The organism is Candidatus Endomicrobiellum pyrsonymphae (assembly GCF_020328025.1).
Lineage (GTDB): Bacteria > Elusimicrobiota > Endomicrobiia > Endomicrobiales > Endomicrobiaceae > Endomicrobiellum > Endomicrobiellum pyrsonymphae.
The window spans coordinates 1-13,529 of record NZ_JAIXMZ010000035.1 but is presented as its reverse complement, the minus strand read 5'-3'; the positions used below and the strand labels follow the sequence as shown (position 1 = coordinate 13,529).

The 13,529-nt window shown below is 37.5% G+C and carries 15 protein-coding genes and 1 pseudogene; 2 read left to right on the top strand and 14 right to left on the bottom strand.

From position 1 onward, the window contains the following. Window positions 1–876: hypothetical protein (locus LE180_RS04120; RefSeq protein ID WP_374134206.1), on the top strand; the 876-nt coding region annotated here is incomplete at its 5' end. An 846-nt stretch (window positions 877–1,722) separates the two neighbouring features. Then, window positions 1,723–2,499, top strand: coding sequence for a hypothetical protein (locus tag LE180_RS04115; protein WP_374134205.1), 777 nt, complete (start codon window positions 1,723–1,725; stop codon window positions 2,497–2,499). Between the two features lie 235 nt (window positions 2,500–2,734). Here the strand turns inward: LE180_RS04115 and LE180_RS04110 are convergent, their stop codons facing one another. The 14 genes and pseudogenes from LE180_RS04110 to LE180_RS04045 form a co-directional block, all read right to left on the bottom strand. After that, complete coding sequence (locus tag LE180_RS04110; protein ID WP_374134204.1) at window positions 2,735–2,863, bottom strand: hypothetical protein; 129 nt, start codon at window positions 2,861–2,863, stop codon at window positions 2,735–2,737. Window positions 2,864–3,156: 293 nt separating this feature from the next. Beyond that, complete coding sequence (locus LE180_RS04105; RefSeq protein WP_374134203.1) at window positions 3,157–3,810, bottom strand: DUF3226 domain-containing protein; 654 nt, start codon at window positions 3,808–3,810, stop codon at window positions 3,157–3,159. After that, entirely contained in the window at window positions 3,810–4,871 is a 1,062-nt protein-coding gene (locus tag LE180_RS04100) for an ATP/GTP-binding protein (protein ID WP_374134202.1), read from the bottom strand. The genes LE180_RS04105 and LE180_RS04100 overlap by 1 nt, the downstream gene beginning before the upstream one ends. 43 nt (window positions 4,872–4,914) lie before the next feature. Further along, complete coding sequence (gene atpC, locus LE180_RS04095) at window positions 4,915–5,331, bottom strand: ATP synthase F1 subunit epsilon (protein ID WP_374134201.1); 417 nt, start codon at window positions 5,329–5,331, stop codon at window positions 4,915–4,917. Between the two features lie 184 nt (window positions 5,332–5,515). Then, on the bottom strand, window positions 5,516–6,307 hold the full coding sequence (locus LE180_RS04090) for a site-specific DNA-methyltransferase (protein WP_374134200.1): 792 nt from the start codon (window positions 6,305–6,307) through the stop codon (window positions 5,516–5,518). Between the two features lie 72 nt (window positions 6,308–6,379). Beyond that, complete coding sequence (atpD, locus tag LE180_RS04085; protein WP_374134199.1) at window positions 6,380–7,810, bottom strand: F0F1 ATP synthase subunit beta; 1,431 nt, start codon at window positions 7,808–7,810, stop codon at window positions 6,380–6,382. Beyond that, the gene (gene atpG, locus LE180_RS04080) at window positions 7,800–8,657 is read right to left on the bottom strand and encodes an ATP synthase F1 subunit gamma (protein WP_374134198.1); all 858 of its coding nucleotides are present in this window, start codon (window positions 8,655–8,657) and stop codon (window positions 7,800–7,802) included. Before atpG ends, atpD begins: the two co-directional genes overlap by 11 nt. Further along, window positions 8,632–10,176, bottom strand: a complete 1,545-nt coding sequence (atpA, locus tag LE180_RS04075; RefSeq protein WP_374134197.1) for a F0F1 ATP synthase subunit alpha — start codon at window positions 10,174–10,176, stop codon at window positions 8,632–8,634. The genes atpG and atpA overlap by 26 nt, the downstream gene beginning before the upstream one ends. 52 nt (window positions 10,177–10,228) lie before the next feature. Then, a complete protein-coding gene (locus LE180_RS04070) occupies window positions 10,229–10,579 on the bottom strand; it encodes a hypothetical protein (RefSeq protein ID WP_374134196.1) in 351 nt (116 codons plus the stop codon). After that, window positions 10,560–11,069, bottom strand: coding sequence for a F0F1 ATP synthase subunit B (gene atpF / locus LE180_RS04065; protein ID WP_374134195.1), 510 nt, complete (start codon window positions 11,067–11,069; stop codon window positions 10,560–10,562). The genes LE180_RS04070 and atpF overlap by 20 nt, the downstream gene beginning before the upstream one ends. 21 nt (window positions 11,070–11,090) lie before the next feature. Beyond that, a complete protein-coding gene (atpE, locus tag LE180_RS04060; RefSeq protein ID WP_374134194.1) occupies window positions 11,091–11,285 on the bottom strand; it encodes an ATP synthase F0 subunit C in 195 nt (64 codons plus the stop codon). Between the two features lie 22 nt (window positions 11,286–11,307). Further along, entirely contained in the window at window positions 11,308–12,033 is a 726-nt protein-coding gene (locus tag LE180_RS04055) for a F0F1 ATP synthase subunit A (RefSeq protein ID WP_374134193.1), read from the bottom strand. An 18-nt stretch (window positions 12,034–12,051) separates the two neighbouring features. Further along, entirely contained in the window at window positions 12,052–12,402 is a 351-nt protein-coding gene (locus LE180_RS04050) for a hypothetical protein (protein WP_374134192.1), read from the bottom strand. Window positions 12,403–12,760: 358 nt separating this feature from the next. Beyond that, window positions 12,761–13,529: pseudogene (locus LE180_RS04045) on the bottom strand (hypothetical protein); the annotation flags it as partial.

Here is a 13,529-nt window from a genome sequence, read left to right as displayed (position 1 = left end):
CGTCCCCACGTGCTTAAGTCGCACGTGGTGACGTTAGTGACGACGCTTAAGGTGTCGGCGTGGAATATGCTTAGCAATATGAAAGCGGTGATGGAGGTGGCGCTGAAAAAGGCAGCGGAAGCACAACCTCACCTACAACATCTTTTTCGTCCCCACGTGCTTAAGTCGCACGTGGTGACGTTAGTGACGACGCTTAAGGTGTCGGCGTGGAATATGCTTAGCAATATGAAAGCGGTGATGGAGGTGGCGCTGAAAAAGGCAGCGGAAGCACAACCTCACCTACAACATCTTTTTCGTCCCCACGTGCTTAAGTCGCACGTGGTGACGTTAGTGACGACGCTTAAGGTGTCGGCGTGGAATATGCTTAGCAATATGAAAGCGGTGATGGAGGTGGCGCTGAAAAAGGCAGCGGAAGCACAACCTCACCTACAACATCTTTTTCGTCCCCACGTGCTTAAGTCGCACGTGGTGACGTTAGTGACGACGCTTAAGGTGTCGGCGTGGAATATGCTTAGCAATATGAAAGCGGTGATGGAGGTGGCGCTGAAAAAGGCAGCGGAAGCACAACCTCACCTACAACATCTTTTTCGTCCCCACGTGCTTAAGTCGCACGTGGTGACGTTAGTGACGACGCTTAAGGTGTCGGCGTGGAATATGCTTAGCAATATGAAAGCGGTGATGGAGGTGGCGCTGAAAAAGGCAGCGGAAGCACAACCTCACCTACAACATCTTTTTCGTCCCCACGTGCTTAAGTCGCACGTGGTGACGTTAGTGACGACGCTTAAGGTGTCGGCGTGGAATATGCTTAGCAATATGAAAGCGGTGATGGAGGTGGCGCTGAAAAAGGCAGCGGAAGCACAACAACAGCAAAAATAGCAGAATGCTGAGGAAGGAATGATGGTGGCGTTGAAAACAGATTTGGGGACGAAAAAGATGTTGTAGGTGAGGTTGTAGTCGAAGAAAAAGTTGTAGCCATAGTATAAAAAATCTTTGTACTAGTCTGAAAAGTCTTTGCTCTTCGACGAGAAAATATACGCATGCGTGATTCGCGTATAAAAAATCTTTGTACTAGTCTGAAAAGTCTTTGAACTTCGGGATTTACATTAGAAAAAAGAAACTTACAAGCATATCTCAGACATGCCCGTGAGCTTCTTTTTTTTCTTGTAAATTAAAGGTTTAAGTTGATATAACTGAATTGATATAATAGCGACCACATTTGATTTGGTAATAGTTGGTTTTCTTATAAGAAGGTTTAAATTGATATAATAGTGGCAGTTACATTTGCTGGCAGAAAGGTTTGAGGCAGGAAGATTTAAGGGTAGAAAGAAGACAAAGATCTCTGATTGAATTTTGATTGTTTTGATTATTTTGATTGTATAATTTTCAAGGTTGAAATGTTAAAAGTAAGGAATTAAAAAAGTAAGGAATTAATTTTGTATAATGACGATAGTTGTAGCTGATTTGTTAAAAGATTTGATACAATTACACATAGTTGTGGCTGACTTGTTAAAAACTTTGATATAATTACAATAGTTGTAGCTTGATTTGTTAAGAGATTTGATTTGGTACAGTTGGTTTTCTTATAAATGCAAAACAAAAAAAGTGGCGCTAAAATAAAAGAGGGAATTTTCACGTGAAGCGATACATAGTCCACATTCCTCTAATATCTAAATCTATCCGCACCTATCAAAACCGATAGATAGAAACAAAATAGGAAATAGTATGATGACATTACATTTAAGAAGATGTGTAAGCTTATTTGTTTGCCTTTCTCTGCTCGTTTCGGCATGCTCGCCCGACAAATCCAGCAAAGCTGGTAGCAAAGCTAGCGAGTTCGCTAGAAACACTAAAGTTGATAAAAACTCTATAGAAAAAATAGCCAACCATATGCCACTTCCTCCCGAAAATCCCGGCGCGAGCACCGGCAACAACAAATCTCTAGTTGACCACTGGAAAGGACTTAGCACAACGTCCAAAATAGTAGTAGGAGCCGTAGCGGTAGCTACTGTGGTGGGTGGGGTATGGTGGTTAGGACATAAGAAGGGGTGGTGGATCAGCGATGCAGACATAATAGATGCGGTAGATGCGGATGTCCTCGCAAAGGCAAGGCTACTAGAAACAGGTTATGCGTTAGATATCGATAATCCATTTGTATTGAACGCAGAGATCGCCTTTGTAGAGAACGAACGCCTTGCGAAAAAAGTTGGGACTTCATCTTCAAGCTTGTCCTCAAGCTTGTCATCCAGCTCATTTTTTCCTAGTTCATATTCAGCGTCCTCAGGCTGGTCTGACAAGGAAGCGCTGCGTAGCTACATTGAGTACATTCTAGCCGAAAGTTGTGGTAGCGGTGGTGGTAGTGGCGGTCCGGATGCGCCGGAGCGGAGAAGGCAGGATATTAGACAGCGATGTGGCAATGAGTGGTTGGAGAAGGTGGCGGTGGCGTATGATGCGATGCGGTGGCGTATGGCAGGGCGTATGACAATCTGTGTCGGAGGCTGACGGATGAGGAGTTTCAGAAAATACTGCGAAGGTTTTTTAGAAAAAAAATAATCAATAACCTTGCGGAATATAGTAGCTAAAGAATGTGAATTATACTAACTTAGTAACACAAACAACCAATTGTCTGCCACTGGCGCATAATTTTCAGTATGCTATCTACGGCATAATTCCAAATAATTTTGTGTCCCGCAAGTTTCTTTAACTTGTAGCGCCAACTTTGTAAGGACTGTCTGTTTTAGGATAGCTCCTCATATCCATAAGTCCTGATAGCTTTTACAAATCTCTCTATTTGATACTTAGGTATGCCTGTTCTCATTGATATTTCTTTTTTGTTTAATACCTGCCACCTATTATGACCTGACATGTTTTTAATTCCTCAACGCACAATTGCTATTTTCATATTTTGGCAAATTAAATTCAATCCAAGACAAATTTTACGCTTTTAACGCAAAACGAGCGAAAGATATATATTTTATCGTTTATCTATCGTCAAAATTACTCCCTCGATTTTTATTTCCTCTTTTGTTCCTTCCTTCTTGTCTTTTTTACCTTTTCCCACTAGAAACGTTTGAATTGTTAAGAACGTATTTCGAAGAAAAACGCGCCAAGACTGATTTTTATGTCTTAAGAGAGGGTTATTATTAAATAAATAGAATCCTAAGAAAACATTTTTAATAAGAAATTTTTTATGCCATCAAAGCACTTATTATTAAAATCAAAAACATTTTGTCGCGCTGCAAGACCAATTGAAGGACTGTCTGCAAGTTTAGTTGATAAATATGAAAATATTATTGATTTTGATTCATTTTCAAATTCAAATTTCTCGCCATTTTTCCCGCCATTGTTTCGCACGCAACTAATATATTTTTCTACACAATGGCAAATGGAATCGGTTTTCATATATTTAATACATAAATCTTCAAGCATTCCAGAATTTTGATTATCAGGCATTATATAAACCCCGCAACGCACACCATTAGTGTCCTTTACATTATTATTATTAGCTAAAGAAATATCGTCGATATTAATAAAACGAACATTGGCGCTTCGTACAGAAGATTTAAGACTCTTTAATGCGCTTTCCGCTCGTTTATCTGCATCTCGTATAAAAGCAATTTTATCAACGTCTCTAAACTTCTCTTGTTTTGATAGCGTGACAAACCCATTTCCGAAGTTATCAACACCGCAAACATCAATACACTGAACATTAGGTATATTTAAAAATTTTAAAAGCATGTCGAAAAAATTAACTTCATCTTTACCTTCTACAAGCAAAATAGACGTTTTTTCTATATTAATTAGCGAACGCACTATCTTACCTCCATCTCATTCTCCATAGCAGTTTTTATATTTTCCGCATCGTACGAAACAACTCGAAACTCATTATTTTTCTTGTCCAATCTAATCAAAGAAATTTCATCACCTAACTCCTTATTTGAATCGTACTCATCATAAAAACTCTTAATACACTCATACGAATGCGTAGTAGCTAATATCTGCACATTATAGAGCTGGCATGCTTTAAAAATTGCTTTCCATAATAATTTTAACGAAGAAAAATATAACCCATTTTCTATTTCATCTATCAATAAAATTCCATTCTTCATTAGTCTTAACGTTGCTAATATAGAAACAACTTTAACGATACCGTCGCCCATAACGTTAATAGGCGATAGTTCTTTTTTACCTTTAACATCTAAATAAACACTATTATTTGCTCCCATTTTGATGCCAATAATATCGTCTGATATTTCTTTTAGGACATCAACTATCTCATTTTCAGATTTATTCATAATCGAGCGATCAACAGCGTGCCACATAGATGACATATTTCTAGTAGTTATATATGCTCCAAGCACTTCAGGCGGGGGCGTATTCGTCGGCAGTCTGCCTGAGGCAAGATTAAAATCAAAATCAAAAGACTTGCCGGATACACCAGTAAATTTGTAGTGAAGACCTTTCATAACATCATTATTACGAACTTCTGTCGTACTTGGTTGCGGAAAAATATCTTTATTTTCTCCATTGTTAAAAGAATTGTTAACTTCAAATAGCCCAACCAATGGACTAATTTCTAAACTCATTTTTTTATTATTAGCAGTTTCTGCATTAATATCTATTGTATTGCTAATATTAAAATCATTAAACAAATATTTTAAATCATTACCAGAATGAACAGACATTTGTCTCAGATGTTGAATGTCTATTGGTAATGTAGGATTATTGGCTCCAATAAGTAAAGATAGCGCCTCAAGAACGGAAGTTTTCCCGCAACTATTTTTACCTATAAGTAAATTGACTAACTTCAAATCTTTTATCTGTAAGTTTCTAAGACTCCTAAAACTATTGATATTTACTGATTTTAACGACATATATGTCTCCCTAATAAAACAAATTTAGATCACGTTTGCCACGTTATATTTTTCTACGTTTAATTCCAAGACATGATTTTAGATCAACTACAGATTTTTTTAATTCTGATTCGATAACCGACATATCAATAAATTCTTTTCTCTTGATTTTCATCGCCTTTGCAAGCTTTACGGCTTGTTGTATTTTTTGCTTGTTTGATTCGTCTGAATGGGCTGCAAATTCCGCAACAACATTAACAACGTTATTTGTAATTTCTATAAAACCGCCACTTACTGTAATTTTTTTTATACCGCTTGAAGAATTGATTATTATCTCTCCACTGCGCAGTTTTGTTACAAGATTAGCATGTCCGGGCAGTACGGTGATTATACCGCTTGCCGTAGGAAAAGAAGCAGACATGAGATCGCCTTTAAAAACGACGCCTTGCGGTGACAAAATTTCTATTTCAAATTTTTTCATTTATTTACCCGATACAATGCCTACTGTGTTTGTGATTTGCAAAAAACTTTTTAATCAATTCATTTTGCGAAACATTTTTCATTACTTTCCTCATCAAAATCAAAAACATCTATAGTCGACTAACTCTATATTGCTAACCATACGGACTACGTCTTTTTCGATAAATTTAAGTAGCGCAATTGTATCAATATAAAGTTAGTTGACTATAATCTTGTAAAATTCTATTTTTTGCTAATTTACAGTAAGTTAAATCAATATCTAAACCAACGCCAATACGCTTATTCAACGCTGCTGTTAATACAGTAGTTCCGCTTCCACTGAACGGATCAAAGACGACATCGCCTATAAAGCTAAAAAGTTTTATAGCTCTATACGGCAGTTCTTTAGGAAACGGAGCGGGATGTCCTATCCTTTTTTTACTTTCCCCATTAAATGTCCACATTCCATTTGTCCATTCCATAAAATCTTTTTTTGTTATATCTGAAATTTTGCTACCATAAACTTTTTTCCAATCTTTTTTATACAGGACAAGTATCAACTCAACAGGCGCTATTACATAGGGAGCTGAAGCGGACATAAAAGACCCCCACGCTGTGCGTCTTGATATATTGCCCTCGTTCCATACGATAGTTGAATGATACTTCCAGCCTGCTTCTTGCGCTATGCGCGTTATATCTGCTCCAACACTTTTTTGTCCACCTTTGTTTTTATCGAGGGGAATATTTAGTATCATGCGACCGGTGTCTCTTGTCCAATAGTAACAATTTGTTAGCCATTCTTTGGTAAATATTAAATAGTCTTTATAACTTAAAACATCGTCGTTTGAATTATATTCAATTCCAACATTATAAGGAGGCGATGTAACAATCAAATCACAAAAATCTTTTTTAAAATTGGATATATTAAGAACATTCCCTCTGTAAAGGCAAGCGTTATTAAATGTAAAAAACAACTCTAATTCTTTTTGTTTTTTCATTACCTCGCCTTATTTAATTGCTCGACCGCCGTTTCCACACTACATTTACTTGAATGCAATAAGCGCTAAAATTTACCTACTTGATGATTTCTTAGCTTTTTCAACGACTTCTTCAACAGACCCGACCATATAGAAAGCTTGCTCAGGTAAAGAATCATATTTGCCTTCAATAATCTCTTTAAAGCCTTTTACGGCATCTTCAGTTTTAACGTATTTACCTTCGATACCGGTAAACGTTTCCGCAACAAACATCGGTTGCGTTAAAAATCTCTGTATTTTTCTTGCTCTCGAAACAGTTATTTTATCGTCGTCTGAAAGTTCATCCATGCCAAGAATTGCAATGATATCTTGTAAATCTTTATATTTCTGTAAAATCTTTTTAACTGACATTGCCGTACTGTAATGGTCTTCGCCTACTATATTTGGATCTAAAAGCCTCGAAGAAGACGTAAGAGGATTAACAGCAGGATATAGTCCCTGTTCCATAATAGCTCTATCAAGAGTTAATGTTGCGTCTAAATGTGAAAATATGGCAACAGGCGCAGGGTCCGTATAATCGTCGGCAGGAACATAAACTGCCTGCACGGAAGTTACAGAGCCTTTATTGGTCGATGTGATTCTCTCCTGCAAATCGCCCATGTCTTTTGCAAGATTAGGTTGATAACCTACTGCCGACGGCATTCTTCCAAGAAGGGCGGAAACTTCGCTGCCTGCCTGCGCGAATCTGAAAATATTGTCGATAAACAACAAAACATCTTCGCCTTTTTCATCACGAAAATATTCTGCCATTGTAAGCGCCGAAAGAGCAACTCTCATTCTGTTGCCGGGCGGTTCGTTCATCTGACCAAAAACCAAAACGGTTTTATCCATAACTTTTGATTCTACCATCTCCATCCACAAATCTGTACCTTCTCTTGTTCTTTCCCCTACTCCGGCAAAAACAGAGTGTCCGCTGTGAACTGCGGCAATATTTCTTATGAGCTCTTTAACGATAACAGTTTTACCTACGCCGGCTCCGCCAAAAATACCGATTTTTCCGCCTTTTGTAAACGGGGAAATTAAATCTATTACCTTAATGCCCGTTTCAAGCATTTCAGGCGTTGTTTTTTGATCTATAAAAGTAGGAGCTTCCCTGTGTATAGGATGGCGTTGAACAGAAGCGTCAATTTCTCCCAAAGCGTCCACCGGTTTACCTAAAACGTTAAATATTCTGCCAAGCGTTTTTTCCCCAACTGGAACGCTAATTGGAGCAAAAGTTCTTGAAGCTTTCATTCCCCTTTTCATACCATCCGTAGAACCCATAGCGATTGTTCTTACTTCTGAATTATCCATTTCAAACATTGTTTCAAACGTTAAATCACTTCCGTCGGGCATTTTTAAAATCAACGCTTCATAAACTTCAGGGACAGCTCCCTCAAATTTAAAATCTACAACCGCTCCTTGAATCTTTATAACAGTCCCCTGAGCGCTTGACGGACTAAGTTCTTTTTCTTTATTTTCCATTTTCCATTCCCTGTTGTCCATTTGCAAGATCTAAAATTTCGCTTGTAATTTTTTCCTGCCTGGACTTATTATAAACGTTAGTTAATGATGCCGATATATCGTTTGCGTTATCTTTTGCATTCCTCATAGCTATCATTCTTGCAGCTTGTTCCGAAGCGTAAGCATTCATAAATGCGCTATAAAACTCTACTTCAAAATAAAAAGGCAACAAATCTTCCAAAACATGTCGCGAACTTGGTTCAAAAATATAATCGATGTCTGTTATCTTAAAATTTTTATCCGGTTTTACTGGAAAAACTTCCTCAACTACAGACTCTTGAATGAGCATATTTTTAAATTCAGTATAGATGATGCTTACTTTCACAACTTCTCTTGCAAGATAAAACTTTTTTGCTATGTCAATCATAGGATATAAATCATCATATTTTGGGAAACTGGTTCCCATGGGAAACGATGCTAACACATTGTAGCCGTATCTTGTCGCTTCTGTTGAAGCTTTTTTACCGACGACAACGACATAATCTTCAGATTTTAAATAGGAATTTGCCTTTTTAAACAGATTTACAACAAGTCCGCCCGCAAGACCTTTGTCCGGAGATATGATATAGACAAGACGCTTGCCTTCTTTTTCCTTTGAAAACTTTTTTGCACCGTCGTGTAAATCTTTATCTGTAAGAATTCTTTGAACCATATATTTAATTTTTTTTGCATATGGATTATGTTTTTCAACGGAATCCTGAGCTTTGCGTATTTTGGATGCAGATATCATCTCCATAGCTTTTGCTATCTGAGCTATGTTGTTTGAAGTTTTTATTCTTTTCTTAAGCTGTTGCAGATTCTGCGCCATAGTTATTTATGCTCTTAAATTCTTGGATTTCTTTTTCAAGCTCCGCTCTCAAAGCGTCGTCTATTTTTGCATTAACTGAAAGTTTTTTTACAGTTTCAGGATATGTTTTCTTTATATACTGCGTCAAAGAGCGCTCAACTTCAGCAACTTTATCAACATCTATGTTGTCAAAAAGACCGGATGTTACGGCAAAAATTGACAATATTTCAGAAAGTTCGTCGTAGGGCTGATACTGTGGCTGTTTTAGAATTTCCGCTATTCTCTTTCCTCTTTCGAGGCGTTTCAATGTATCTTCGTCCAAATCGCTTCCAAATTGTGTAAAAGCCTGAAGTTCTCTAAACTGTGAAAGTTCGAGTCTAACAGAGCCTGCCAATTGTTTCATCGATTTAGTTTGCGCCGCCCCGCCTACGCGCGAAACGGAGAGACCAACGTTAATTGCAGGACGCGTGCCAGCGTTAAATAAATCTGCTTCAAGGTATATCTGTCCATCTGTAATTGAAACCACGTTCGTTGGAATGTATGCCGATAAGTCGTTTCCTTGCGTTTCGATAATAGGAAGCGCTGTTAAAGATCCGCCGCCGTTTTTATCAGACATTCTAGAAGCTCTTTCCAAAAGTCTTGAATGTAAGTAGAAAATATCTCCGGGATATGCTTCGCGTCCTGCAGGTCTTTTAATCAAAAGAGAAATCTGCCTATACGACCACGCATGTTTTGTTAAATCGTCATATACAATTAAAACATCCTCGCCCCTATCCATAAAATATTCGCCCATTGCGCACGCGGCAAGCGGCGCTATATATTGCATTGAAGCAGGATCTGAAGATGTTGCTGCGACAACAATAGTGTAATCCAATGCGCCTTCATCTTTTAATTTTGCAGTAATAGAAGCTAAGTTAGACTGTTTTTGCCCGATAGAGCAATATATACATATCATTCTTTTTAAACCCATATCCAACTTTTTCTGGTTTAATATTGTGTCGATTGCGATTGCTGTTTTTCCGGTACCTCTGTCTCCAATAATAAGCTCTCTCTGTCCTCTTCCAATTGGCGTCATTGCATCAATAGCTTTAATTCCTGTCTTCAAGGGAACTTCAACAGGACTTCTCTGAATAATACCCGGGGCTATTTTTTCAACCGGATAATAAGCGGGTTTTTCATGTTTTAACTCGGCACCGTCTATAGGTTCGCCAAGCGCATTGACAACTCTTCCTATAAGTTTATCTGAAACCGCGACATTTAAAACTTTGCCTGTAGTCTTTGCTTTCATACCGCGTACAACATGACCTGAAGTTCTAAGTAAAACTATAGAGACAAAATCTTCGTCAAGATTTAAAACAAACCCCACTGATCCGTCGTCAAAGTCTATTTCTTCGTAATACCCGGCATTAGAAAGACCTGAAGCTTTTACGATTTCATCACCAACAGCTTCGACAATACCGAAATTTACGAGTTCAGGATTTGTCTGTGTAGAATACAATTCTTTTTCGATTTTTTGTATTACTTCTTCTGGTTTCATCATAATCTCTCTTGTACAGCCAAGCAACTTTGTGTTGATGTTCCAATATTTAAAGTTATTTGACTATAGCGTTTAAAATTCTTTTTACTATTCCTGTAACGCTGTAATCCAAAACAAAATCACTGTATTCAAAGCGAATTCCGCCGGCAATAGTCATGTCGTCGTGCTCAAAAGAGATCCTTTTGTTTGGAAACATGTCTGTAATTTTCTTTTTGTTTGCATCGCTTAGTTCACCTGCAAAACTCGCAACAACATTGTTGTCTTTTATTTCTCTGGACAATAGTCGTATAAACAATTTAAGTTCTTGTCTAGAAAAATTTGAACAAATCCAACTCAAATTTTTTTCAGACAATTCGTTGTGAGTTACAATAGATTTCGCGATATCTTTAATTTGTGATCTTTTCATCTATTTTTTCCAACGCTCGCGATATAAGTTTTTGTTTCTCATCTTCAGTAAATAAATCTGATAAAACTTTCGATAAAACTTTTCCGGAAAGATTAACAGAGATCTTTCCTATTTCTTTACTCATATTTTCAAATTCTGTCGCTGCTTGATGTCTTGCGTCTTCTAAGATTTGCGCAGAATGTTGCTTTGCTTCTTCTATAGCCTCTGTTCTTGATTCGTCAATTGAAGCCTTAACAGATGCTGTTAATTTGTCCGCATTGCTTTTAGCGTTTGCAAGTATCTTTTTTCGTTCTTCGTCTGCATTTTCCAAAGCAATTTTTGCATTTTCAGCATCTTGCAAAGACTGCGCAATCCTCCTTTTTCTTTCATCAAGCATTTTCTTTAAAGGTGAAAACAAAAACCTTTTAAGAACAAATACTACAATCAAAAAATTAACAAGCTGAAATAAAAATAATTTTGCTTCCAGCCCAAACTTTTGTATTATTTCCATTTTTTATCTCTTGTTATTAAATTAGAATGCCAAAATAAGAGAGTAAATTGCTATAGATTCTGCAAATGCCATTGCTATAAGCATGTTTATCATTATTTTGCCCGATGCTTCAGGATTGCGTCCTATAGCCTCTACTGCTTTTGCCCCTATGTAACCAATTCCTAACGACGGCGCAATGCCGCCGATTGCAATAATAATTCCGCCTGTAAAAGTCATTTTTTTCTCCTTTTCACAAAAATTAATGTGATTTGTCCGTCATTATATGCATAAATGCCATCGTAAGCATTGCAAATACTATCGCTTGGATAAGCGCTACCATAAGCTCGAGAGCTATAAACGGCAATGGTAGCCCAATAGAACATAATCCGTACATTGTTCCCATAACTCTTTCCCCTGCGAAAATATTGCCAAACAAACGAAACGAAAACGAAAAAAACTTCGCTAATTCATTTACAAGCTCTAAGAGACCTACAAATAAAAATACAGGAAACATTTTAAATGTAATAAATCTTGTAACGTAGCCTTTAATACCTGTGTGCTTTATACTTAAACAGTGGGTCGCAATAACGGACGCTACGGCAAGAGCAAGCGTTAGATTTAAATCACTGGTAGCAGCTCTCAAAAACGCTACGCCATCGCGCCCCGACATCGACGTATGAAATCTAATGGACTCAAACCCGGGAACTTGCGCAAGTATGTTTGAAACTACTATGAAAAGAAAAAAAGACACAGCCCACGGATATATAAACGAAGCTCTTTCTCCGGCAATATTTTCGGCAGTATCCTTAAAATAATCGATAACAGCTTCTGCGGCATTCTGAAGATTACCCGGTCTAAGAACAACTGCCTTGCTTACCAACACCGCTAACGCGATGATAACTATATCTGTTAGTAACGTCGCTACAACTGTGTTTGTTACCGGGAAACCCATAATTGAAAATAAAATATCCGGACTTATTTGCATCTACTTCCTCTGAGTTAGCTACAATTTTTTATGAACATCATGCGATTTCGCATGAATATCGTTGCAATCAACACCGCGAATTTCTAACCATTCTTTCGGCGCTTTATCTTTATTTCCAAGTTTCTCATAAAGATCAGTCCGCTTCTTTCTAGCATTTATATTACGATAATTCAACTCTATAGTCTTAAATATACGCATTTTTTGCATCAACAAATCTTTTGTATGCCGAATACAAGTTACATAGTTGGACATAAGTCTCTGAGTAATCGCCAACTTTTCTTTTTGCCCAATCCTCAACCCAAAAGTTGTAAGAGTTTTTTGCAACTTCGTGGGATACTCCAAATGCGCAGGAAGAGTTTTTCCCCCCATCTCTAGGAGACCATTTTGCGCATATACCGCGACGAGTCTATAAGTTTGTCTGTATTTAATCAAACAATTTTCATACAGCCAGCCAACAATATACCTTAGATTGTACATAATTTGGCGCTATAATCCAAAATTTTTCAAAAGTAATTTTTGCTACCTGTTAATCACTATTTAAACACGCGATAGCTTTAAAATACTATAAACATAGGAAACGACAAATTATATTTATTAACCTTATCGAAAGTCGAAATGGCATCGAAAAAGAACAAAATATGCTACTACTCTGCTACTCTCTTTCATATGTTATCTCTTTATTTACTATCCTCTCTGCTTTTATTTGCCATTGCTGTATTGGGTTCTGTTAATACCATGTAGAGTTGCGGTATGGCGTTATTGATCGACATTGACGTTCTTCTTCTCGCTCCTCTTTTCTACTTTTTGAACAACAGCATGTTGCTCTTCGAGAACAATTTTTTGAACAACAGCATGTTGTTCTTCGAGAACAATCACATGAGTAATCACGATATATGCACGCTGACCTGCCCAATCCTAGAGTTGGATCGATAATGTTGTTTGTCTCATATATTGTTGCTATTTGAGAACAATCATATGGATAATCATGGTATATGTACACTGGCACCACAAGTACTCGAGTTGAATCGACAATGTTGTTTATCTCAGCGTTTGTAATATATCGCAAGCCGCCTGCAGGTAGAGTGGCGGTGTTTATCCCCCCTCGAGTATTAATTGCGTTTACAAGTAATAACCTATCGCCTATACTGAAAGAACTTTTAGACGACGGCAACGATACTTGCCGGGTATCAATTGCGTACTTCACTTTTAACATTCCTTCTATTCCTGTACGAACGCCTGCACGACATCGCCCGCCTAAATCTATTAAAAGCTTACCTACGTTCACTGTTACTCCAAACTCTCCCATTCCGCTACCGCCTTTTAGCGCCGGCGCATTTATATCAAAGCCTGCTAATGCCGCATCTACTTTCCCTGCAAACTCATATTCAAATGCTCCTCCTACATACGGTTTAAATACTTCTGTCGCTTCATATGTCAACTTTGCTCCTAATCTTATCCTGTGTGAACTTGTATCGGCAAATTTTATTATATTATTT